We start from the raw sequence: 22,035 nt of genomic DNA, 5'->3' as shown, positions 1-22,035 counted from the left end.
GCTATGTTTATAGAAGCACCCTTGAATCCGCGGTGAACTGACCGATAACAAGAGGTACACCGGAGATCGCCATGGACGTCGCCCTCACCCAATCCATCGTCAGCACCGCCAGCGCCCTCGCCAGCCGCGAGACGGCCGATGCCGTCCAGGTCACCGTGCTGAAGAAGGCCCTGGATACGCAGGAAACGGCCGCCGCCACCCTGCTCGCCGCCCTGCCCCAGCCGCCGCTGGCGACCGAAGGCCCGCTGGGCACGCAGCTCAACACCTACGCCTGACGCGCACGGCGCGCTGGCTTTTTTTCGCCGGCTCAGGCCGGCTTCAGCCCTGGCCTTGCTCAGCGCAGCCGCGCAGGCGACAGGCCCGCCACGTCCACACCCTCGCGCGCCAGCTCGGGGGCCAGCGGCTCGCCCAGTGCCAACTGCCGCGTCAGCAGCGCCGCGCCCGCCGCGCTCTGGATGCCATAGCCGCCTTGCGCGGCCAGCCAGAAGAAGCCGGGCACATGGTTGTCCCAGCCAATGACCAGGTCGCCATCGGCCACGAACGAGCGCAACCCCGCCCAGGTGTGCGAGGGGCGGCGGATCTGAAAGCACGTCACCTGCTCGATGCGGTGGATGCCCATGGCCACGTCCAGTTCCTCAGGCACCACGTCGTGCGGCGCCACGGCGTCGGCATTGGCGGGGGAGCCCAGCATCTGCCCCGCGTCGGGCTTGAAATAGTAGTCCTCCGCAATGCCGATGACGGCTGGCCAGTGGGCCGCTTGCATGCCGGCCGGCACGGGGAAGGTGAAGGCCGTGCGCCGCCGCGGCTCCAGCCCGATGGGCGGCACGCCCGCCTGGGCTGCCACCACGTCGGCCCAGGCGCCTGCGGCATTGACCACGGCGCGCGCGTGCAGCACCTCGCCATCGGCCAGGGTGATGTGCCAGCCCTCCTCGCCCCGTTGCAGGGCCGTCACCTCGGCATGGGTGCGGATCTCGCCACCACGCTGGCGCAAGCCGCGCAGGTAGCCCTGGTGCAGCGCATGCACGTCGATGTCGGCGGCGCCGGGCTCGCTCATGCCCGCGGCCACGGCCTGGGGGCGCAGGCACGGGGCCTGCTCCAGCAGCTCCTCGCGCGTCAGGCGGCGCACCTGCGGGTTGCGCGGCAGCGCCTCGGCGTAGGCGGCCTCCAGCAGGTCGAGCTGGTCGGGCCCCGCCAGGTACACCACGCCGCGCGGCGTGAGGATGGGGGCGCTGCCGAATTCGGGCGGCGGCGCATCGTAGAACGCGCGGCTGGCCCGTGTGAGTGCGCAGATGTTGGGCGTGCCATAGGTGGCCGAGTACAGCGCAGCCGACCGGCCGGTGGTGTGGTAGCCGGGCTGGGCCTCCCGCTCCAGCAGCAGCACGCGGCGGTGCGCGGCCAGTTCCCAACCGGCGGAGGCGCCGGCAATGCCCGCGCCGATGATCACGAAGTCATAGGGTTGCATGGGTTCCCTCGCCAATCACTGTCAGACCGCCGATGCCTGCGCCGCGGCACCGCGTGCGCCCAGCCGCGGCACGCCGCGCGCGTCATCGGGGTCCGGCGCGTGGGTGACGATGGAGGTGAGCGCGGGTTGCACCGGCCCCAGCCGGGCCAGGTCGGGCCGCGGGCGCTGCAGGCCATCGATGCGGGCGAAGGCCTGCTCCAGCCCCAGGCCGATGGACAGCAGGCGATGGTCGTCGCGAAAGCGCCCCACCACCTGCAGGCCGAACGGCATGCCGGCCGTGTCGCGCCCGCAGGGCACGCTGAGCGCGGGGTGCGTGGTCAGCGTGGTCACATAGGTCAGTGCCAGCCAGCGGTAGTAGTTGGCCTGGGGTTCACCGTTGATGTGACTCGCGTACAGCGCGGTCCACGGGAAGGGCGAGACCGGCGTGGTGGGTGCCAGGATCACGTCGAAGTTGGCAAACGCCTCCTGGAAGCGCGCCAGGATGCGCGTCTGCTCGGCCTGTGCCCAGGCGCTGTCCAGCAGCGACATGGCCGCACCCATCTCGTAGTTGGCGCGCGTGTTGGGCCCCAGGCTGGCGGGGTCGCGCTCGTAGGCCTCGCGCATGCCGGCCACGAAGCTCTCGGCCCGCAGCACGTCGAAGCAGCGGTGCACGTCGCCCAGGTCCAGCCGGACTTCCTCGCAGGAGCGGAACAGGTGGCGCATGGCGCCGATCTTGGCGCGGAACACGGCGCGGATGCCGTCGTCCACCGCGCAGGCGCCGAAGTCTTCGGTGTAGCCCACGCGCAGGCCGCCCAGGTCGGCCGGCTCCAGGTGCAGGAAGCTGTGGGGGTCCAGCGGGTAGGTGAGCGGGTCGCCCGCCGACAGGCCGGCCGATGCGGCCAGCTGCAGGCAGGCCTCGGCCATCGTGCGGCCCATGGGGCCGACCACGGAGATCGGCGTCCAGCCCAACAGCTTGCGCGAGCTGGGCACCACGCCGGGCGACGGCCGAAAGCCCACCACGCCGCACTTGGCCGCGGGGATGCGCAGCGAGCCGCCCGTGTCCGAGCCCGTGCACACGGGCAGCATGTCGCAGGCCAGCGCCGCGGCCGACCCGCCGGACGAGCCGCCCGCGTTCAGGCGCGGATCGAACGGGTTACCCGTAGCGCCCCAGACCACGTTGCGCGAATTGGCGCCCGCGCCCATCTCGGGAATATTGGTCTTGCCCGTGACGATGGCGCCGGCCGCGCGCAGGCGCGCCACCAGCACGTTGTCCTGCGCAGGGATGTTCTCGCGGTAGATGGGCGAGCCGTAGGTGGTCAGCAGGCCGGCGGTGGCCTCCAGATCCTTCACGCCCATGGGCAGCCCGTGCAGCAGGCCGAGGGGCTCGCCGGCGCGTACCGCCCGCTCGGCGGCCTGCGCCTCGGCGCGGGCGCGGTCGTAGCAGGTGGCGGTGACGGCGTTCACATAGGGGTTCACCGCCTCGATACGGTCGATGCAGGCTTGCAGCAGCTCGACGGGCGAGATCTCGCCCGTGCCGATGCGGTGGCGCAGTTCATTGGCGGACAGTTCCACCAGCGTGGGATCAGCGGTCATGGTCGTGAAGAAGGTCCAGGGGCCATTGTGGATGAGCCGCGCCTCAGTCGGCGGTGATGCCCGCGCGCTGGGCGATGGCACGCATCAGCGGCAGCTCCCGCTCGATCAGGGCGGCCAGCTCGGCCGACGAGGCGAATGCCGGCTCGAAGCCCAGCGCGAGCAGGCGCTCGCGCGTGTCCGGGTCGGCCACGACCTCGGCCAGCGTCTTTTCCAGCCGCGTCTTTACCGCGGCAGGCAGGCCTGCGGGCGCCACCAGGGCCAGCCAGGTGTCCATGTTCAGGCCGGGGTAACCGCTCTCGGCCAGCGAGGGTACCTGGGGCAGCAGGGTCGAGCGCTTCTCGGTGGTGACGGCAATCGCCTTGACCTTGCCCTCCTTGAGCTGGGGCAGCGCGGCCGACACCGTGTCCACGGTGAACGGAATCTGCCCGCCGATCAGGTCCACCATGGCCGGCGCGCTGCCTTTGTAGGGCACGTGCTGGATCTTCAGGCCCGCGGCATGAAAGAACATCTCGCCCGCGAACTGCGAGGTCGTGCCCGCACCGAAGGAGCCATAGGAATACTTGTCGGGCGCGGCCTTCACGGCGCTGACGAACTGCTTCACGTCGTTGACCGGCACGCTCTTGCTGGCCAGCAGGATCAGCCCCGTGCGCCCGGTGATGCCGATGGGATCGAAGCTCTTGACGGGGTCATACGGCAGCCGGGGCCGCACCGCCGGGTTCACCGTGAAGGTGGTGCCTGAGCTCAGCAGCAGCGTGTAGCCGTCCGGCGCGGCCTTGGCCACGTAGCTCGCGCCGATCACCGTGCCCGCGCCGGCGCGGTTGTCGATGACCACGCTTTGCCCCAGCTTGTCGCCCAGCTTCTTGCCGATCAAGCGGCCCAGCACGTCGGTGGCTCCACCCGCGGGGAACGGAATCACCAGCGTGATGGGCCGGGAGGGAAACGCCTCCTGCGCATGCGCGGGGGCGAAAGCGGCGGCACCCAGGGCGCAGGCCAGCATGGACAACATCGTCTTGCGGTTCATGGCGTTCTCTCCAGTCAAGCCAGTCAAAAAAACAGATCCTTTCGTGGGGCCAGGACTCGGCGAAGGCGCGTCAACCCAGGGCCCGGCCACGTTCCTCGAAGCGCGCGTAGGCCTCGGGCGGCACGTACAGCCCGCCGGTGGTCCACACCAGGTGCGTGGCCTGCGCCAGGTGGGGCCACAGCCCTTGCGCGTGCAGCCAGGTGCGGCCCGTCTCGGTGCCCGTCAGGAAACCGGGGCCGCTCAGGCCCGCCGCCGCGGACGGCTCGATGCGCTCGCCCGTGGCATCCAGCACCTGTACCAGTTGGCGAAACAGGGTGTCGTCGCACACGGTGAAGCAGCCCGACAGCAGCGGCTCCATCAGCTCGGCCGCGGGCAGGGACGCGCGTGGCACGGCCAGGCCGTCGGCTTCCGTCCGGTTGGTGAGGCCCCAGTCGTACACCGAGGGGTGTGCGCCCTGTCCGGCCATCATTTGCACCATGAAACACGGCGACTGCACGGGCTCCGCGAAGAAGCAGTGCACATGCGCCCCCAGCACCTGCCGCAGGCCGAAGGTAATGCCTGCCGGCGCCCCGCCCACCCCGCAGGGCAGGTAGACGAACAGGGGGTGCTGCGCGTCCACGGCGATGCCCGCGTCCTGCAACTGCTGGCGCAGGTGCAGCGCCGCGGCGCTGTAGCCCAGCAGCAGCGACAGCGAGCGTTCGTCGTCCACGAAATGGCTGAACGGGTCCTGCGCCGCCTGCGCACGCCCCGCGGCCACGGCGCCCTCGTAGTCACCCGCGTGCTCCACCACCTGCACGCCGCGTTGGCGCAGGCGTTGTTTCTTCCATTCCTTGGCATCGGCCGACATGTGCACCACGGCGCGAAAGCCCAGCGCCGATGCCGCCACACCGATGCTCAGGCCCAGGTTGCCCGTGGAGCCGACGGCCACGGTGTGGCGCGCAAACACGGCGCGCGCAGCGGGGTTTGCCAGGGCGCGGTAGTCGTCGGCACCGGACCGCGGCGTCAGCAGGCCGTGCTGCAGTGCCAGGCGCTCGGCCAGCTCCAGCACTTCATGGATGCCTCCGCGTGCCTTGATGGACCCGGCCACGGGCAACCGGTGGTCCGCCTTGATCCACAGCGCGCCCTGGCCCGCGACGAGCCCCGCCGCGGCATGCAGGCTGGATGCGGGTAACAGGGGCGACTCGATCACGCCACCCGTCGCCTGCAACTCGGGGAACACGCCCTCCAGCAGCGGCGCAAAGCGCGCGAAGCGTGCCGCCGCCTCCTTTGTATCATCCAGACTAATGCCATCACCGGCCACGGCCTGCCGTGCGGCGGGTATGGGCTGCCTGTGCGGGTTGAGCCATAGGCAGGGCTCGGCGCGGCGCAGCTGTGCGGCCGGGGCGTCGTCCTGCAAGCAATCCTGTGTGGAAACAACGGAGGGCATGGGCTGCGGTCGGTGGAAGGTGGGGATAGACGGCATTCTTGGCATGCCCCGGCACCGGTACAACGCATTTATATTGACGATGGCATTAGTTTGAATAATGAATTCACGGCTTTTCCCTTCCCTGCTCGCCTGGCTGCGCTGCTTTGAAGCGGCCGCACGCCACGGCAGCTTCACGCGCGCGGCGGCGGAGTTGTGCATTACCCAGGGCGCGGTGAGCCAGCAAGTCAAGCAACTGGAAACCTGGCTGGGGCGCCCCCTCTTCGTGCGCACGCCCCGCACCCTCATGCCCACGCCCGAGGGCAAATGGCTGGCCGTGGTGCTGCGCGAGAGCTTCGGCGCCATCGAGGACGCCCTGTCGCAGATGCGTGTGACCGGCGATACGCCCGTGGCCACGCTGAGCTGCTCGCCCTCGTTTGCCATGCAGTGGCTTACGCCGCGGCTGGGAGAATTCTTTCGCGAGCACCCGGACGTGGGCCTGCGCGTGTTTGGCGAGTTCCACCGGCTGGACCGCACCCGCATGGTGCGCGACGGGGTCGAGGCGGCAGTGCGCTTCGACCTGGGCGGCTATACCGACCTGCGCGCCAGCGTGTTCCTGGATGAGTGGCTGATTCCCGTGGCCAGCCCCGCCTTCCTGGCCGCCCATCCTGACCTGCAGTCAACCTCGCAATTGCGCGGTGAATGGCTGCTGTACGACAGCAGTGCCTGGGAGGGTGCCGACCCATTCGAGGAATGGCAACACTGGTGCGCCTGCACGGACACAGCGCCGCCCGACTGGGGCGCCGGGCAGCAGTTCAACCTGTCGCAATTGGCGCTGAGCGCCGCCCTGGCGGGCCAAGGCATTGCCATGGGGCGCGCGGCCCTCGTGCTGGAAGACGTACGGCACGGGCGGCTGGTGCCGCTATTCGGGTGCAGCGTGCGCTCGCGGGCGTCGTACTCTTTCGTCACCACGGCGCATCCCAGCCCGCCGATGCTGCTGGTCAAGGAATGGCTGGCGCTGCAGGCGCAGCACTTTGCGGAGTTGCGCGGGGCTCTGCTGCCGTGTCCCGCTGGATAAAAGAAACTTAAAAAGCGCTTTTTAATGAAAAAGCGTATAAACGATGGCATGACGCATTCGTTGATCACCACATTGGCAGAAGTGCGCAAAGCCCGGCGCATCACACAGGCCGACCTGGCCGCGCAAGCCGGCCTGTCGCGCATGGCCGTGCAGCGCACCGAGACGGGGGACGTGGACCCGCGCTTTTCCACCCTGGCCGAGATGGCCCGCGTGCTCGGCATGGAGCTGATCGCCGTGCCGGCCGAGTTGAGCCCCGCGCTGCAGGCCTTCATCCAGTCGGGAGGCAAGTTCCTGGGCCAGCCCTCGGGAGCGGACGCCCCCCCCTCGGTGGTGGAGAGCCTGGGTCGCTGATCAAGACGCACGATGAGCACCGCCATCCGCTACCTGCGCCTGTACCTGCACCGCCCTGCAGCGCAGGGGGGCGGGCGGCGCGGCATCGGCTACCTGTCCCAGTACGGCGACATCCTGCGCGTGTCCTTCGATGAGGACTACATCGCCGACCCGCAGCGCCCCACCCTGTCGCTGAGCTACCGCGGCGCGAACGAGGCGGACACGCAGCAGATCCTGCGCTCGGCGCGTGACGCCCGCTTGGTGCGCACCGACGGACGTTGGCCGGCGTACTTCCAGAACCTGCTGCCCGAGGGCCACAACCGCGACCGCCTGGCGCGCGAACGCGGCTGCGCGCCCGACGACGAATTCGAGCTGCTGGCCGCCGCCGGCCACGACCTGATGGGCGCGCTGGAGGGCGAACCCGTGCCCGCCCAAGAGGGCGTGCCCGACGTGGTGCGCTACTGGCACACCACGCAGGGCCTGGACGTGCTGGAGCCCGGGTTTGTCGAATACCCGGTGGAAGACGCCGCCTCACTGCCCGGTGTGGTCACCAAGTTCAGCGCCGTGCAGGACGGGCGCCGCTACCTCGTCAAGCGCCGCGGCGCCGCCGGCAGCGTGATCCTCAAGCTGCCCACCACCGCCCACCCGGACCTGGTGGCCAACGAGTTCACCTGCTACCAGCTGGCCGGTAGCCTGGGCCTGCATTGCGCCCAGGCGCGCATCATCACCCGCGCCGAGGCCGAGCTGCCCGAGGCCGTGCCGTTCGACGACATCCTGGCCGTGCAACGCTTCGACCATCTGGCCGACGGCACCCGCGTGCACATGGAGGAGTTCAACCAGGCCCTGGGCTACGCGCCGCGCCAGAAGTACGGCAAGGGCCTGTTGCAGGACTGGGCCACCATGCTGCGCGTGGTCGATCGCCTGAGCGACCAGCCGGTGCAGGACACCCGCGAGTTCCTGGCGCGCATGGTGGCGTTCATCCTCATGGGCAACACCGACGCTCACCTGAAGAACTGGGCACTGGTCTACCCCGACGGGCACACGCCGCGCCTGGCGCCGCTGTACGACCCGGTGTGCGTGGCTGCGTTCTTCGAGGGAGCGACCGAGCACCAGTACGCGGTGAATCGCGCCATCGACCGCAGCATGCGCGCGCTGGACTGGGACGCACTGCAGGCCCTCATCAAGACCGCCGGCCTGTTGCGCATACCGCGCCACCTGGCACTGCTGCGGGACCTGGTACGCCGCGCGCAGGCCGACTGGCCCGCACTGCTGGCTGACGCCCCCTCCACGCTGCAGCGCACCGTGCAGGCGCGGCTGGCGGGTGGCGTCGCACTCACGCACCCATAACAGTCGGGCCCGGTCCAGCCGGGTGCGGCAGCCGCCCCCGTCGGTGAAAAGCCTGTGGGGCCACGCCCCGCAGCAGCTCGGTGCCCGACAGCCTTTGCCACAGGGTGCTGCCTAGATGGACGTGCAAACCGGTGCCTGCCCCGAGTCTGGCCACCATCGTCAGTCACAGCCATGAGGCGGCGGCGACCGCGCCTTCATTGGCCAAGGGATAAGCCGCGCGCCGCCGCAGCCCTCAGCGGCTCTGCATCCATCCAGCAGCCTCATCCATCAAATGCCCGCGAAACACTTCGGCAATGGGCGACAGCCGCTTGCCCTTGGGCCAGACCAGGTGCCACTGCGATTGGATGGGAAAACCCTGCACGTTCAGAATGGCCAGGCCATCGAGGTGCGGACCCAGCGCGTGCCGCGAAACGATGGAAACGCCCAGTTGCCCTTGCACCGACTCCTTGATGGCCTCGTTGCTGCCCAGCTCCAGTACCGCAGCGGGCGCAAAGCCCAACTGGCGCAGATGGGCGTCCGTCGCCATTCGTGTGCCTGAGCCTTTCTCGCGCAGGATGAACCGCTCGCTCTGCAACTGCGGCAAGGCCACCCGTTTCTTGGCGGCCAGCCGGTGCCCCGCGGGAGCGATGACCACCAGCGGGTTGGGCATGAGCACGTGGTCCTCCAGCGGCAGATCGCCCGGCGGCATGGACATCACGTAAAGGTCGTCCTGGTTGGCACGCAGACGGGTGATGACATGGTCGCGGTTGAGCACTTCCAGCGAAATGTCGATCTGGGGGTGCAGCTTGCAAAAGCTGCCCAACAGGCGGGGAACGAAGTACTTGGCGGTGCTCACCACCGCCACCTTGAGCCGGCCGCTGGTCAGGCCCTTGGCGCCCGAAATGCCCTGTTCAAACGCATCCCACTCGCTGGCGATCGCGCGGGCCGTGCGGGCCAGGGCCTGGCCCGCCTCGGTCAGGTACACGCGGCGCGACACCACCTCGTACAGCGGCACGCCCACCGCTTGCGCTACCTCGCGCAACTGCATCGAAGCCGTGGGCTGGGTCACGTGCATGAGCTTCGCGGCGGCGCTCACGCTGCCCGTCTCGGCCAGCGCAAGAAACAGGCGCAGTTGGCGAAAAGTGATATTCATAGACTTTTATCTATAGATAACCGCATTCGAATCGATTTTACTTTGCCAACGACCCCCTCTAGCATCGCCTCCCATCACCCATGTGGAGTTGAAGAATGCAAAGTTTGCTGGACCCTGCGGTCCTTTTTTTTGCACTGGGCGCGTTTGCGGGCCTGGTGCGGTCCAACCTGGAGATGCCTGCGGCCATCTCGAAGTTCTTGTCGATTTACCTGCTGACGGCGCTGGGCCTGAAGGGCGGCTTTGCGCTGGCGGCCTCGGGCTTCACGGCCAGCGTGGCCAGCAGCCTAGGACTGGCGGTGCTGCTGGCCGTGGTGGTGCCCCTGGTGGGTTACGCGCTGCTGCGGCGGGTACTGTCGGGCTTCAACGCGGCGGCCGTGGCGGCCACGTACGGATCGGTCAGCGCGGTGACATTCGTGACCGCCACGCAGTACCTGGAATCGCAATCCATCTCCTACGGCGGCTACATGGCAGCGGCCATGGCGCTGATGGAGTCGCCCGCCATCCTCCTGGCCGTGATGCTGGCCAATGCGCTGCGCCAGCGCCAGGCGGTGCCCGCAGCCCATGCTGCGCCCGTGATGGCCGTTTCTCCTTCAGGCGCCGCGGCCCTGGCCGGCCCCGGCGGGCTGGGTGCCGCGGGCCCCACCCCAGCGGGCAAGGCCGGTCCGGCCTTGTCGGTGGGGAAGATCCTGCGCGAATCGTTCACCGATGGCACCCAATTGCTGTTGCTGGGCGCCATGCTCATCGGCCTCGTCACGGGCGACGCAGGCAAGGCCGCCATGCAGCCGTTTTCGGGTGACCTGTTCAAGGGCATGCTCTGCCTGTTCCTGCTGGACATGGGCCTGTCTGCCGCGCGCAATCTGCCCGCCGTGCGCAAACAGTCGCCCTGGCTGTTGGCCTACGCAGTGTGGGGTCCGCTGGTGCATGCCAGCGTGGCGGTCGGCCTGGCGTGGCTCGCCCAGGTGCCCGCGGGCGACGCCGTGCTGCTGATGGTGCTGGCCGCCAGTGCGTCGTACATCGCCGTGCCCGCCGTGGTGCGCTATGCGATACCCGAGGCAGATCCTTCGCTGTACGTCAGCCTGTCGCTGGGCGTGACGTTTCCGCTCAACATCCTGCTGGGCATCCCGCTGTATACGCAGGTGGTGTTGCAGTTGTGGGGTGGTTAACGGCTTGGGCACCAAAGCGCATTGCCCCGGCGGTGGCATCCGCTGCCGGGCATATGCCACCCATTTTGCTATCAATAAAGTAGCTTCAACCGCTTATCCAACCCGCGCCAGCTCGTCTTTTCACTCAGAATTTTCGGCCCCTGCCGAGCGCAGCAGGGCGGCTGCCGCGTCGGCTTTCATCGCGAGGGCGCAGCCCAGGGCGGTGTTGCCTTGCAGGTCGGCCGCGCGCGGGTTGGCGCCGCGTGACAGCAGCAGCTCGACCACGGCCGGGTGGTTGAACAGGGCGGCGAACATCAGCGGCGTACGGCCATCGGGCGAAGGCCCGTCCACGGCCGCACCACCGTCCAGCAGCAGGCGCACCATGTCCACGTCGCCCTTGAAGGCGGCGCCGGCCAGCGGCGTCTGACCGCGGCCGTTCACCAGCCCCGCGTCAGCTCCGCGCGCCAGCAACAGCCGCGCGGCCTCGGCATGGCCGTGGTAGCTGGCCAGCATCAGCAGGCTGTCGCCCTGGGCATTGCGCAGGTCCGGCGGCAGGCCGTTGTCCAGCCACAGCGCCAGACGCGCGGCGTCGCCCTGGCGCGCGGCGTCGAACACCTTCTCGGCAAAGGCCAGGGTGGCTTCATCCAGGGCGGGGCGTTCGGGCGTGGCGGTCATGGGGTTCTCCAGCGTCAAGGTGTGAGCCATTGTAGGAACCGGCACCCTGCCCCGCCGCGCATTTGCGCTATGGCTTCGATAGCTTGACAGGCCGCACGGGTCAATGCCCCGTGACCTTGGAGAGCAGCTGGATCACCAGCACGCCGCCCACGATCATGGCCATGCCGACGACGGCCGGCAGGTCCAGCTTCTGCCCATAGAGCAGCCAGCCGACCAGCGAGATCAGCACGATGCCCAGCCCCGACCACACGGCGTACACCACGCCCGTGGCCATGTGGTTCATCACCTTGGAGACGAGGTAGAACGCCACGCAGTAGCCCAGCACCGCCAGCGCGCTGGGCCCCAGCCGCGTGAGCCCCTGCGAGGACTTGAGCGCCGAGGTGGCCACCACCTCCGCCATGATGGAGATGCCGAGCAGAAGGTACGGATGCATGGGTAAGAAAGTGCGGTGCGTGCGAGAGTTTATCAAAATGATAGCTGCTCGCGCTTGATGGGAAAGCGCTCCAGGCATATTTGGCTTGAAATTCCCAGGCTACACCCTACCCGCCCGTGCAGACCAGCCGCTGCTCGCCCAGCCCCGTCGCGCCCAGCCGCATCACGTCGCCCGCGCGCAAGAAGCGCGGCGTGGGCTTCTGTCCCAGGCCCACGCCGGCGGGCGTGCCGGTGAGCACCAGATCGCCCGGCTCCAGCGTCATGAACTGGCTGATGTAGGCCAGCACACGGGGCACGCCGAAGATGAAGTTGCGCGTGTGGCCGTCCTGCATGCGCTGGCCGTTCACCTCCAGCCACAGCCCGATGGCGTGCGGGTCGGGAATCTCGTCGGTGGTCACCAGCCAGGGGCCCACGGGTGCGAAGGTGTCGCAGCCCTTGCCTTTGTCCCACTGCCCGCCACGCTCCATCTGGTAGCTGCGCTCGGACACGTCGTTGGCCAGCACGTAGCCCGCCACATGGGCCAGCGCATCGGCCTCGGCCACCTGCTGCATGCGCGTGCCGATGACGATGCCCAGCTCCACCTCCCAGTCGGTCTTGAGCGCGCCGGGCGGGATGCGCACGGCGTCCGTGGGGCCGCTGAGCGCGCTGGTCGCCTTCATGAACAGCACGGGTTCGGCGGGCGCGGGAAGGCCGGCCTCGGCCGCATGGTCGGCGTAGTTCAGGCCCACGCAGACGATCTTGCCGACACCGCCCACGGGGCAGCCCAGGCGTGTGCCGGGTACCACCGCGGGCAGGCGCGCGGCGTCGATGGCGGCCAGCGCGGCCAACGTGCGTGGCGCCAACTGCGTGGGGCCGATGTCCGGCAGCAGCATGGACAGGTCGCGCAGCACGCCCTGGGCGTCGATCAGGCCGGCGCGCTCCGCGCCGGGGTGTCCGTGGCGGACGAGTTTCATGGGTGTCTCCGTGGGTTTGATCGGGACGATCTTATGCACGCCATCCCGTTCATCCATCGCATCGACTGATGGCCGCATCGCGTTTGGCGATGGCGAGGCCGGCACGGCCGCCGCGCGGCACGCGTACGATGCGCAGCTTCGCCGCCCCGCCATGCACCCCCACACCCCTGAATCGCCCGCCAGAACCGCCGAGGACGACCATCCACGCCCGCACAGCCTGCGGGAGCTGTTCTGGGCCTTCACCTGGCTGGCGCTGCAGGGCTTTGGCGGCGTGCTGGCCGTGGTGCAGCGCGAGCTGGTGGAACGCCGCCGCTGGATGAGCAACGAGCAGTTCGTCGAGGACTGGGCCGCCGCGCAGATCCTGCCGGGCCCGAATGTGGTGAACCTGTCCATCATGGTGGGCGACCGCTACTTCGGCCTGCGCGGCGCGCTGGTGGCCGTGGCGGGCATGCTGTTGCTGCCCATGCTGCTGGTGGTGGTGCTGGCCGTGGTCTACGCCGGCTTTGCCGACCAGCCCATGGTGGCCGGCGCTCTGCGCGGCATGGGCGCCGTGGCCGCAGGCCTGGTGGCGGGCGTGGGCTGCCGCCTGGCCGCATCGCTGCGCAAGCACCCGCTGGGGCCCTGGGCCTGCGGCGCGATCGCGGCCGCCACCTTCGTCGCCATGAGCGTGCTGCGCCTGCCGCTGGCCTGGGTGCTGCCCGTGGTGGGCGGCGCGGCCTGCGCCCTCACCTGGCGCAAGCTCGCTCCCGCGGGGCACTGACGCAGCCATGGCCGCACCGCTGACCTTGCACCTGCAGCCGCTGGACTGGCTGAACCTGTTCCTGTACTACCTGTCGCTGTCGCTGCTGGCCGTGGGCGGCGCCATCGCCACCGCACCGGACATGCACCGCTTCCTGGTGGAGCGCCAGGGTTGGCTGACCGAGGTGCAGTTCAACACCTCCATCGTCATCGCACAGTCGGCTCCCGGGCCCAACGTACTGTTCATCGCCCTGCTGGGCTGGAACGTGGGCCTGAACGCGGCCGGCACCGGCACGCATGCGGCCTGGGCCTTCGGCGCGGTGGGCGTGGCGGTCTGCATGCTGGGGGTGCTGCTGCCCAGCAGCCTGCTGACCTGGGCCGCCACGCGCTGGGCACACCGCAACCGCGAGCGCCGCTCGGTGCGCGCCTTCAAGCAAGGCATGGCACCACTGGTGATCGGCCTGCTGCTGGCCACGGCCTGGGTGCTGGGCAGCGCCCATGGCGAGCCCGCGCAAGACTGGCCACTGTGGCTGCTGAGCGCGGCCACCACCCTGCTGGTGTGGCGCACGCGCATCCACCTGCTATGGCTGCTGGGCGCGGGGGCGTTGCTGGGCGCGTTCGGCTGGGTCTAGCGCGGTGTCAGGGCTGGCGCGCGCGACGGTAGTCCGCCAGCGCCCGCACCGTGGTGCACAGCAAGCCATGCGCACGGGCAAAGCGGGCCACCTGTGCGCCGCGCGCCATGCTGCCGTCGGGGTTCATGAGCTCGCACAGCACGCCCGCAGGCGGCAGGCCGGCCAGCACGGCCAGGTCCACGGCCGACTCGGTATGGCCGTCACGCTCCAGCACCCCGCCCGCGCGTGCCACCAGTGGGAACACGTGGCCCGGGCTTACGACCTCGGGCGCGCACCCCGGCGCCGGAATGCGCAGGGCGCATCGCACGGTCTGCAGGCGGTCGGCCGCCGACACGCCGGTACTCACGCCATGCGCGGCCTCGATGGACTGGGTGAACGCGGTGGAGAACGCCGAGCGGTTCACCTCCACCATGGGCCGCAGCCCCAGCGCCTTGGCATGCGCGGACGTCAGGCACAGGCAAACGATGCCGCTGCCCTCACGGATCATGAGTGCCATGGTGGCCTCGGTCATGTTGGCGGCAGCGCAGACCAGGTCGGCTTCGTTTTCGCGGTCGGCGTCATCGAGCACCAGCACCGGGCGGCCGGCCGCGATCGCGGCGATCACCGCTGGCATGGGCGCGAGCGTGACCTCCCGTGGGAGATCGCCAGGGGCGGACAAGAAAGTGGCGGGAAAAGACATGAAACGCTCCTCTGTTGAAATGAAGAAACGCCTCAAGGCATGCAAGAAGCACCCACGCGCGCCATGGGCCCGGGCCCCGGCACGCGCGAAGCACACGGCCGCGCCCAGGGCACTGGGCCCCGGTCGCGGCACGTCTTCTTTCATCCGGACTATGACCGTCGGCCCCGGACTGGGAGTGGCCTGCGCCGCCCCGCACCGGGTCTGCTGACCCCCGGTTGCACTGATGGCAACCGGGGCGCTCGCGGGCTCGCGGTGCAAGAAAACCTCCATGCGCCGCCTACCGCCGGTGGGGAATTCCACCCCGCCCTGAAGACCTGCCGATTATGGCGCCTCAACCATCGGCGGCCCGTCCAGCAGCAACGGCAACAGCCGCGCCGCCGGGCCGCGCAGCACGGCGTGGGCGATACCGTCCAGCTCGCTGGCCGCGGTGTTGACCACCACCACGCGCGCACCGGCATGGCGCGCCTGGTGCGCCAGCCCTGCGGCCGGGTACACGGCGCCCGCGGTGCCCACCACCAGCATCAGCTCGCAGGACTGCGCCGCCTGCTGCGCCGCGGCCAGCACCGGCAGCGGCAAGGCCTCGCCGAACCAGACCACGCCAGGGCGTACCAGGTTGCCGCAGGTGGGACAGCGCGGCGGGTGGCCGGGCGCGGCGTGGGCCAGATCACAGCAGGCCCGCGGACGGTCGAGCCAGCGGTCGGCCGTCAGGTCACCATGCAGGCACAGCACATCCGGGCTGCCGGCGCGCTGGTGCAGGCCGTCCACGTTCTGGGTGATGAGCGTCAGCCGCCCGCGCCCGTGCTGCGCAAACGCCGCCAGCGCCCGGTGGCCCGCGTTGGGCTGCACGCCCGCGAGCAAGCCGCGGCGGTGGGCGTACCAGTCCCACACCCGCGCGGGCTGGGCCCTGAAGCCGGTCTCGCTGGCCATCTCCATGGGGTTGAACTGCGCCCAATAGCCCGTCTGCGCATCCCGGAACGTGGGGACGCCCGACTCGGCGCTGATGCCTGCGCCTGTGAGCACCGCGATGCGGCGCGCATCGCGCACCCACGCCCGCACCTCGTCCAGCGGGGTGCAGGGGCCGGACGTTCCGGCATCGTCCGTCATGCCGCGGCCTCGGCCAACAGGCCCTGCTCGACCATGGCGACCAGTCGCTCGGCCAGCGCCTGGCAGCCGGCCTCGTCCAGGCCGCGCAAGGGGCCGTCCAGCATCAGCATCGCCATGCCATGCACGGCGGACCAGGCCATGAACTCGGCGCCCGGGCGGCGTGCGGGTGGCAGCAGACCGGCCTGCACCATGCCGTCCAGCGTGTGCCCCAGCAGTTCGAACGGATCCATGCCGCTGGCCCCGCGCGCCGCACCATCGTCCGGCGCGCGCTCGTCCACATCAAAGGGCCGCGCCACGAAAGCGGTGCGGAACAGGCCCGGCTCGTGCCGCGCAAAGCGCAGATAGCCCAGGCCCACGCCGCGGAACGCGGCGCGTGCACGCTGGCGCGGATCGCGCAGCCGGCGCGTGGCATGGATCTCGGCCTCGATCGCGCGCGCCAGTTCCGAAAGTGCCACCGCGCGCACGGCTTCCAGCAGCGCCTGGTGGTTCTGGAAGTGCCGGTACGCCGCATTGGGCACGACACCGGCACGGCGCGTGGCTTCGCGCAGCACCACCGCGGCAGGGCCGCCTTCGCGCGCCAGCGCCACACCGGCGTCCAGCAGCGCGCGCTTCAAATCCCCATGGCGGTACGTGGCACGCGCGGGGCTCAGGTCTTCATTCGGCATTTACGAGTTTTTACAGATACACCGTCCACATTTATCCGCAAGGCCCGGATACACTGCAAGTGTACATTGTCCACAAAGGAGTTGCGCCATGGAACCCGACAGCTACATCGACGGCTTCGTGCTTGCCGTCCCCACTGCCAACAAGGAAACCTTTCGCCAGCACGCCAGCGAGGCCGCGCAGATCTTCAAGAAGCACGGCGCCCTGGAGATCGTGGAATGCTGGGGCGACGACGTGCCCGAGGGCAAGCTCACCTCCATGCCCCTGGCCGTGCAGCGCAAGGACGACGAGACCGTGGTCTTTTCCTGGGTCGTGTGGCCCTCGCGCGCGGTGCGCGATGCCGGCATGCAGGCCGTCATGGACGACCCGCTCTGCCCCAAGGACATGCTTTTCGACGGCCAGCGTGTGATTTATGGCGGGTTTCGCGTGCTGGTCCACGCGTAAACGGCGCGCACCTCTTCCCCTTCTACTCCCCTCAAACCACCCCAGGGAGACACCATGCAGTTCACGCCCTACCTCAACTTCGACGGCAACTGTGCCGAGGCCTTTGCCTTCTACGCCAAGCTGTTCGGCGGCACCATCGTCCACCAGAACACCTTTGGGGAGATACCTCCCTCCGAAAACATGCCCCCGCTGCCCGAGGCAGCCAAGAGCCGCATCATGCATGTGCAGCTGCAGATCAAGGACCAGTCGTTGATGGGATCGGACGCCATGCCGGCCATTCCCGGGCAGGACCCGAATGCCTGTGGTGGCGGCTACCAACTGCCGCAGGGCCTGTGGGTGTCGATCCAGGCCGCCGACGCGGCCGAGGGGCGCCGCCTGTTCGATGCGCTCAGCGCCGGCGGCGAGACCGTCATGCCATTTGCCGCGACCTTCTGGTCACCCGGCTTCGGCATGGCGCGCGACCGCTTCGGCACGCCGTGGATGGTCAACGTGACGGCACAGGCCTGATGCCCCACACCCAAGGAGGCCGTATGTCCGACCGCACCGTTCGTTTGCACCGGGTGCTGCGCACCACGCCGCACAAGCTGTATCGCGCCTTCCTGGAGGGCGACGCCATGGCCAAATGGCTGCCGCCCCACGGGTTTACCTGCAGGGTGCAAGAACTCGACGCCCGCGTGGGAGGTACCTTCCGCATGTCGTTCCACAACTTCGGCTCGGGCCAGTCGCACGCCTTCGGCGGCGAATACCTGGAGCTGGTGCCGGGGGAGCTCATTCGCTACACCGACCGGTTCGACGACCCGAACCTGCCCGGCACGCTGGAGGTCACCGTCCGGCTCACGCCCGTGAGCTGCGGCACTGAGCTGAGCATCACCCAGGCCGGCATTCCGCAGGCCATTCCGCTGGAAATGTGCTACCTGGGCTGGCAGGAATCTCTCACCCAGCTGGCCGCGCTGGTGGAGCCCGACATCCCGGGTTAAAGGCCCAGCAGTCCCGACTCAGCAGGAGCACCCCATGACGCAACCCGCCAAAAACACCATCTGCCTGTGGTTCGACGGCACTGCCGAAGAAGCCGCGCGGTTCTACGCGAAAACCTTTCCCGACTCATCCGTGAGCGCGCTGCACCGCGCGCCGGGGGACTTTCCGTCAGGCCAAGAGGGCGATGTGCTGATGGTCGAGTTCACGGTGCTGGGCATCCCCTGCCTGGGGCTCAATGGCGGCCCGGCCTTCAAGCACAGCGAGGCTTTCTCGTTCCAGGTGGCGACCGCCGACCAGGCAGAAACCGACCGCTACTGGAATGCCATCGTGAACAACGGCGGCCAGGAAAGCGACTGCGGCTGGTGCAAGGACCGATGGGGCCTGTCCTGGCAGATCACACCCGTGGCCTTGACCCGCGCGGTGACCGACCCCGACCGCGCCGCAGCCAAGCGCGCGTTCGACGCGATGATGCAGATGCGCAAGATCGACATTGCCGCCATCGAGGCGGCGCGCCGCGGCTAGGGGCCGGGCGCCTTCCGCGTTCAGGCGCGCTGGCGCAGCGCCTCGTACAGGCACACCGCGCTGGCCACCGACACGTTCAGGCTCTCGACAGCGCCCTGCATGGGGATGCCCACCAGTTCGTCGCAGGTCTTGCGCGTGAGTTGGCGCATGCCCGGGCCCTCGGCGCCCAGCACCAGGGCGACCGGGCCTTTCAGGTCTACTTGATACAGCGTCTTGTCGGCATCGCCACTGGTGCCGATGACCCAGATGTTGCGCTCCTTGAGCTCGTTCAGCGTGCGCGCCAGGTTCGTGACCATGAAGTACGGCACCGTCTCGGCCGCGCCGCTGGCCACCTTGGCCACGGTGGCGTTGATGCCCACCGCATGGTCCTTGGGGGCGATCACCGCATGCGCGCCCGCGCCATCGGCCACGCGCAGGCAGGCGCCCAGGTTGTGCGGGTCGGTCACGCCGTCCAGCACCAGCAGCAGCGGGTTCTTCACGCCGCGGGCCTCCAGCTCGTCCAGCAATTCGTCCAGCGTGCGCACTTGCGCCACGGCCTCGACCCGCGCCGCCACGCCCTGGTGGCCATGGCTGCCGGCCAGCTTGGCCAGGCGCAGGCCATCGGCCTCGATCAGGCGCGCCCCCGCCTCGCGTGCGCGCTCCAGGAACTGGCGCATGCGCGCGTCGCGGCGCGTGGGCTCGTAATAGATCTCGATGATGCTTTGCGGCGCGGTCTTCAGGCGCACGCCCACGGCGTGAAAGCCGAAGAGGACTTTGGGGGAGGACATGGGTGGCGATTATCCCGCCGGCGACCCCACTGGCACCGTGGCGCGGCGCAGGCCACCGCCGGGCAGTCGCTAAAATCCGCGTTTCTTCCCTTGACAAACGGGCCGCTGCCACAAGCGGCGCCGCTTGCCTGACCGCCTTCATGGCCGTCCCTGTGGCGGCCGCGCCTGCCACAAGGCGCCGCGCTGCGCGGCCTGCGCAGCGGCTCAGGCCCTCCTTCTGTTCAGATCATGATCCTCTCTCCCCTGTTGCGCTGGGTGCAGCGCACGAGCCTGGTCACCCAGATCGCCATCGCGCTGGTCGTCGGCATTGTGCTGGCGGCTGTATGGCCCGCCGCCACGCCCCACCTGTCCATTCTGGGCGCGTTGTTCATCTCGGCCCTGAAGGCAGTGGCGCCGGTGCTGGTGTTCGTGCTGGTGATGGCCGCCATCAGCAACCACACGCCGGGCGAGACGACGCACATCCGCCCGGTGCTGGTGCTGTACGCGGTGGGCACGCTGGCCGCGGCCACCGTGGGTGTGGTGGCCAGCATGTGGTTTCCCAGCACGCTCACGCTGCAGGCGCCCGCACAGGCCGCCGCGGGGCCGGGGTCGGTGTCCGAGGTGCTGATGAACGTGCTCAAGAGCGTGGTCGAAAACCCGGTCAAGGCGCTGCTGGAGGCCAACTACATCGGCATCCTGGCCTGGGCCATTGCGCTGGGCCTGGCGCTGCGCCACGCCAGCGCGGGCACGCGCGCCATGCTGCAGGACGGCGCCACGGCCGTGACGCAGGTGATCCAGCTGGTGATCCGCCTGGCGCCTCTGGGTATCCTGGGCCTGGTGGCCAGCACCTTTGCGGAAGCCGGCGCGCAGGCGCTGTGGGGATATGCCCAACTGCTGGCCGTGCTGCTGGGCTGCATGCTGTTCGTGGCGCTGGTGGTCAACCCGCTGATCGTGTACGTGGCGATCCGCCGCAACCCCTATCCGCTGGTGTTGATGTGCCTGCGCGAGAGCGGCGTGACGGCGTTCTTCACGCGCAGCTCTGCCGCCAACATCCCGATCAACCTGGCCCTGGCCAAGCGCCTGCGCCTGAACGAGGACACCTACAGCATTGCCATTCCGCTGGGCGCCACCATCAACATGGCCGGCGCGGCCATCACCATCAGCGTGCTGTCGCTCGCCGCGGCCAACACCCTGGGCATCCAGGTGGATCTGCCTACCGCGCTGCTGCTGTGCGTGGTTGCGTCGCTGTGCGCCTGCGGCGCATCGGGCGTGGCCGGCGGCTCGCTGCTCCTGATTCCGCTGGCGTGCAGCCTGTTCGGCATCGGCAACGACGTGGCGATGCAGGTGGTGGCCATCGGCTTCATCATTGGCATCCTGCAGGATTCGGCCGAGACGGCGCTGAATTCCTCCACCGACGTGATCTTCACCGCCGCCGCCTGCCTGGCACAGGAGCGCAAGGCGCAGGTCTGATTCACCACCGGCCCGCTATCGATACGAGAGCTGTCAGCGCATGCTATGCAAGGGTTTCAATATGAAATTCATTGAAAACCAGCTAGCATCAAGCGCTGGCAGCTATTCTTTCAGGAGTTATCGACCAGCCGTCCGGCCTCAATGGTGATGCGCCGGTCGCAGCGCGCGGCAATGCCGCGGTCGTGCGTGACCAGCACCAGCGTGGTGCCCTGCTCGCGGTTGAGGGCCAGCATCAGTTCCATGATGGTCTCTCCCGTGGCGAAGTCCAGGCTGCCCGTGGGCTCGTCGGCCAGCAGCACGGCGGGCTCCACCACGAAGGCGCGTGCCAGCGCCACGCGCTGCTGCTCGCCGCCCGACAGCACCTTGGGATAGTGCGTCAGGCGCTGGCCCAGGCCAACGCGCTCCAGCATGTCGGTCGCGCGGCGGCGTGCATCGCGAATGCCCGCCAACTCGAGCGGCAGCATCACGTTCTCCAGCGCCGTGAGGTTGCCCATGAGCTGAAAGCTCTGGAACACGAAGCCCACCTGCCGGGCGCGCAGTGCGGCGCGGTCGTCCTCGTCCAGTGCGAACAGGTCCTGCCCGCCCAGGCGCACCGTGCCGCGCGTGGGCGTGTCCAGCCCGGCGATGATGGACAGCAGCGTGCTCTTGCCCGATCCCGAGGCGCCCACGATGGCCGCAGTCTCCCGCGGCGCCAGGCGGAAATCGATATCCCGCAAAATCTCCAGCGTACCCGTGGAGTCCGTGACGGACTTGGACACATGCTCCACCGCGATGATGGATTCGGGCGGCATGCGGTCGTTGGAGGCGGCAGGGGCCGCGGCGGCGGAGGTTTCGGACATGAAAGGTTCTCGGCAGTGAAGCATATGGTTCGGCGTGACTTTATCGTGGCGGGCGCACTGGCCCTGTGGGGCGCGGCGCCCGCCCTTGCGCAGTCCGGTGGCAAGAAGCCCACCCGCGCCCCCGTGATCCTGGTGGTGGGCGACTCGCTCAGCGCCGAATATGGCCTGCCGCGCGGCACCGGCTGGGTGGCGCTGCTGGACAAGCGGCTAGCGCAGGAGAAGATCCCCGCCACGGTGGTCAACGCCAGCGTGAGCGGCGACACCACCGCCGGCGGCCGTGCGCGGCTGGCCGCACTGCTCCAGCAGCACCGGCCCACGCATGTGGTGATCGAACTCGGCGGCAACGACGCCTTGCGCGGCCTGCCGCTGGCCAGCACCCAGGGCAACCTGGCGTGGATGACCGAACAGGCCCAGGCCGCGGGCGCGCGCGTGCTGCTGGTGGGTGTGCAGGTGCCGCCTAACTACGGTGCCAATTACACCCGGCAGTTCGCCGAGGTCTTCGAGAACGTGGCCCAGGAGCGCAAGGCAGCGCTCGTGCCCTTCTTGCTCAAGGGCGTGGCCGATGGGCCCGATCCCACGGCGCTGTTCCAGCCCGACCGCATCCACCCCACGGCCCAGGCGCACCCGCGCATGCTGGACAACGTGTGGCCCGCGCTGCGCGCGTTGCTGTAAACCAT

General features: G+C 69.3%; 26 protein-coding genes and 1 riboswitch. Of the genes, 13 read left to right on the top strand and 13 right to left on the bottom strand.

All coding sequences use genetic code 11. The annotated features are described in order from the left end of the window. Nucleotides 1-71: 71 nt before the first annotated feature. Nucleotides 72-275, top strand: coding sequence for a YjfB family protein (locus tag I3K84_RS03275; RefSeq protein ID WP_047350331.1), 204 nt, complete (start codon nt 72-74; stop codon nt 273-275). A gap of 59 nt (nt 276-334) precedes the next feature. Here I3K84_RS03275 and I3K84_RS03270 read toward each other — a convergent pair whose 3' ends face one another. From I3K84_RS03270 to I3K84_RS03255, 4 genes are all read right to left on the bottom strand, one after another. Next, the gene (locus I3K84_RS03270) at nt 335-1,462 is read right to left on the bottom strand and encodes an FAD-binding oxidoreductase (RefSeq protein WP_172206766.1); all 1,128 of its coding nucleotides are present in this window, start codon (nt 1,460-1,462) and stop codon (nt 335-337) included. A 21-nt stretch (nt 1,463-1,483) separates the two neighbouring features. Next, entirely contained in the window at nt 1,484-3,034 is a 1,551-nt protein-coding gene (locus tag I3K84_RS03265) for an amidase (protein WP_196995506.1), read from the bottom strand. Nucleotides 3,035-3,077: 43 nt separating this feature from the next. After that, the gene (locus I3K84_RS03260; protein WP_015913179.1) at nt 3,078-4,055 is read right to left on the bottom strand and encodes a tripartite tricarboxylate transporter substrate binding protein; all 978 of its coding nucleotides are present in this window, start codon (nt 4,053-4,055) and stop codon (nt 3,078-3,080) included. A 70-nt stretch (nt 4,056-4,125) separates the two neighbouring features. Next, entirely contained in the window at nt 4,126-5,481 is a 1,356-nt protein-coding gene (locus tag I3K84_RS03255; RefSeq protein ID WP_196995505.1) for a D-serine ammonia-lyase, read from the bottom strand. A 97-nt stretch (nt 5,482-5,578) separates the two neighbouring features. Between I3K84_RS03255 and I3K84_RS03250 the strand changes: the two genes are divergently transcribed. Genes I3K84_RS03250 through I3K84_RS03240 form a run of 3 tightly spaced genes read left to right on the top strand, consistent with a single transcriptional unit; the run spans nt 5,579 to nt 8,212 of the window. Beyond that, on the top strand, nt 5,579-6,535 hold the full coding sequence (locus tag I3K84_RS03250; RefSeq protein ID WP_196995504.1) for a LysR family transcriptional regulator: 957 nt from the start codon (nt 5,579-5,581) through the stop codon (nt 6,533-6,535). A gap of 48 nt (nt 6,536-6,583) precedes the next feature. Further along, a complete protein-coding gene (locus tag I3K84_RS03245) occupies nt 6,584-6,886 on the top strand; it encodes a helix-turn-helix transcriptional regulator (protein WP_088886901.1) in 303 nt (100 codons plus the stop codon). Nucleotides 6,887-6,898: 12 nt separating this feature from the next. Then, nucleotides 6,899-8,212: a type II toxin-antitoxin system HipA family toxin gene (locus tag I3K84_RS03240; protein ID WP_196995503.1), complete on the top strand. Its 1,314-nt coding sequence runs from the start codon at nt 6,899-6,901 to the stop codon at nt 8,210-8,212. A 232-nt stretch (nt 8,213-8,444) separates the two neighbouring features. Here the strand turns inward: I3K84_RS03240 and I3K84_RS03235 are convergent, their stop codons facing one another. Then, nucleotides 8,445-9,344 carry a LysR family transcriptional regulator gene (locus tag I3K84_RS03235; RefSeq protein WP_015913175.1) on the bottom strand — a complete coding sequence of 300 codons (900 nt, stop codon included), beginning with the start codon at nt 9,342-9,344 and terminating at the stop codon, nt 8,445-8,447. 95 nt (nt 9,345-9,439) lie between these two features. Between I3K84_RS03235 and I3K84_RS03230 the strand changes: the two genes are divergently transcribed. Next, nucleotides 9,440-10,507, top strand: a complete 1,068-nt coding sequence (locus I3K84_RS03230) for a sodium-dependent bicarbonate transport family permease (RefSeq protein ID WP_196995502.1) — start codon at nt 9,440-9,442, stop codon at nt 10,505-10,507. Nucleotides 10,508-10,627: 120 nt separating this feature from the next. Here I3K84_RS03230 and I3K84_RS03225 read toward each other — a convergent pair whose 3' ends face one another. From I3K84_RS03225 to I3K84_RS03215, 3 genes are all read right to left on the bottom strand, one after another. Next, complete coding sequence (locus tag I3K84_RS03225) at nt 10,628-11,191, bottom strand: ankyrin repeat domain-containing protein (RefSeq protein WP_196995501.1); 564 nt, start codon at nt 11,189-11,191, stop codon at nt 10,628-10,630. Between the two features lie 70 nt (nt 11,192-11,261). Next, the gene (locus I3K84_RS03220; RefSeq protein ID WP_172206760.1) at nt 11,262-11,594 is read right to left on the bottom strand and encodes an SMR family transporter; all 333 of its coding nucleotides are present in this window, start codon (nt 11,592-11,594) and stop codon (nt 11,262-11,264) included. Between the two features lie 106 nt (nt 11,595-11,700). Then, nucleotides 11,701-12,546 (bottom strand): fumarylacetoacetate hydrolase family protein, encoded by an 846-nt coding sequence (locus I3K84_RS03215; RefSeq protein WP_196995500.1) that lies wholly within the window; start codon nt 12,544-12,546, stop codon nt 11,701-11,703. Nucleotides 12,547-12,697: 151 nt separating this feature from the next. Here I3K84_RS03215 and I3K84_RS03210 point away from each other — a divergent pair, with 151 nt between their 5' ends. Together I3K84_RS03210 and I3K84_RS03205 are read left to right on the top strand one after the other, a co-directional pair. Then, a complete protein-coding gene (locus tag I3K84_RS03210) occupies nt 12,698-13,306 on the top strand; it encodes a chromate transporter (RefSeq protein ID WP_196996062.1) in 609 nt (202 codons plus the stop codon). A 7-nt stretch (nt 13,307-13,313) separates the two neighbouring features. After that, complete coding sequence (locus I3K84_RS03205; protein ID WP_011805468.1) at nt 13,314-13,916, top strand: chromate transporter; 603 nt, start codon at nt 13,314-13,316, stop codon at nt 13,914-13,916. Nucleotides 13,917-13,923: 7 nt separating this feature from the next. Here the strand turns inward: I3K84_RS03205 and ribB are convergent, their stop codons facing one another. From ribB to I3K84_RS03190, 3 genes are all read right to left on the bottom strand, one after another. Beyond that, the gene (gene ribB / locus I3K84_RS03200; protein WP_196995499.1) at nt 13,924-14,595 is read right to left on the bottom strand and encodes a 3,4-dihydroxy-2-butanone-4-phosphate synthase; all 672 of its coding nucleotides are present in this window, start codon (nt 14,593-14,595) and stop codon (nt 13,924-13,926) included. Nucleotides 14,596-14,723: 128 nt separating this feature from the next. Continuing rightward, a riboswitch (FMN riboswitch) is annotated at nt 14,724-14,913 on the bottom strand. Between the two features lie 3 nt (nt 14,914-14,916). Continuing rightward, nucleotides 14,917-15,699: an NAD-dependent protein deacylase gene (locus I3K84_RS03195; RefSeq protein WP_231403402.1), complete on the bottom strand. Its 783-nt coding sequence runs from the start codon at nt 15,697-15,699 to the stop codon at nt 14,917-14,919. Further along, entirely contained in the window at nt 15,696-16,364 is a 669-nt protein-coding gene (locus I3K84_RS03190) for a TetR/AcrR family transcriptional regulator (RefSeq protein WP_088886909.1), read from the bottom strand. Before I3K84_RS03190 ends, I3K84_RS03195 begins: the two co-directional genes overlap by 4 nt. An 88-nt stretch (nt 16,365-16,452) precedes the next feature. Here I3K84_RS03190 and I3K84_RS03185 point away from each other — a divergent pair, with 88 nt between their 5' ends. From I3K84_RS03185 to I3K84_RS03170, 4 genes are read left to right on the top strand one after another with little or no spacing between them, the layout of a single operon-like run. Next, a complete protein-coding gene (locus tag I3K84_RS03185; RefSeq protein ID WP_047350318.1) occupies nt 16,453-16,806 on the top strand; it encodes a DUF1428 domain-containing protein in 354 nt (117 codons plus the stop codon). A gap of 54 nt (nt 16,807-16,860) precedes the next feature. Then, nucleotides 16,861-17,313: a VOC family protein gene (locus I3K84_RS03180; RefSeq protein WP_196995498.1), complete on the top strand. Its 453-nt coding sequence runs from the start codon at nt 16,861-16,863 to the stop codon at nt 17,311-17,313. A 23-nt stretch (nt 17,314-17,336) separates the two neighbouring features. Continuing rightward, nucleotides 17,337-17,783 carry an SRPBCC family protein gene (locus I3K84_RS03175; protein ID WP_196995497.1) on the top strand — a complete coding sequence of 149 codons (447 nt, stop codon included), beginning with the start codon at nt 17,337-17,339 and terminating at the stop codon, nt 17,781-17,783. A gap of 34 nt (nt 17,784-17,817) precedes the next feature. Beyond that, nucleotides 17,818-18,303 carry a VOC family protein gene (locus I3K84_RS03170; RefSeq protein WP_196995496.1) on the top strand — a complete coding sequence of 162 codons (486 nt, stop codon included), beginning with the start codon at nt 17,818-17,820 and terminating at the stop codon, nt 18,301-18,303. A 20-nt stretch (nt 18,304-18,323) separates the two neighbouring features. On the opposite strand, the gene rlmB is transcribed toward I3K84_RS03170, so the two are convergent. Further along, nucleotides 18,324-19,070, bottom strand: coding sequence for a 23S rRNA (guanosine(2251)-2'-O)-methyltransferase RlmB (gene rlmB / locus I3K84_RS03165; protein WP_015913162.1), 747 nt, complete (start codon nt 19,068-19,070; stop codon nt 18,324-18,326). 228 nt (nt 19,071-19,298) lie between these two features. Here rlmB and sstT point away from each other — a divergent pair, with 228 nt between their 5' ends. Beyond that, nucleotides 19,299-20,519, top strand: coding sequence for a serine/threonine transporter SstT (gene sstT / locus I3K84_RS03160; protein WP_196995495.1), 1,221 nt, complete (start codon nt 19,299-19,301; stop codon nt 20,517-20,519). A 110-nt stretch (nt 20,520-20,629) separates the two neighbouring features. On the opposite strand, the gene I3K84_RS03155 is transcribed toward sstT, so the two are convergent. Next, nucleotides 20,630-21,358, bottom strand: coding sequence for an ABC transporter ATP-binding protein (locus I3K84_RS03155; RefSeq protein ID WP_049756481.1), 729 nt, complete (start codon nt 21,356-21,358; stop codon nt 20,630-20,632). A 24-nt stretch (nt 21,359-21,382) separates the two neighbouring features. Here I3K84_RS03155 and I3K84_RS03150 point away from each other — a divergent pair, with 24 nt between their 5' ends. After that, nucleotides 21,383-22,030: an arylesterase gene (locus I3K84_RS03150; RefSeq protein WP_011805479.1), complete on the top strand. Its 648-nt coding sequence runs from the start codon at nt 21,383-21,385 to the stop codon at nt 22,028-22,030. Nucleotides 22,031-22,035: the final 5 nt, after the last annotated feature.

Origin of the sequence: Diaphorobacter sp. JS3051 (genome assembly GCF_015832135.1) — a bacterium.
GTDB lineage: Bacteria > Pseudomonadota > Gammaproteobacteria > Burkholderiales > Burkholderiaceae_C > Diaphorobacter > Diaphorobacter nitroreducens.
Note: the sequence above shows the minus strand (reverse complement) of the source record. Positions and strands in the feature narration are given on the sequence as shown.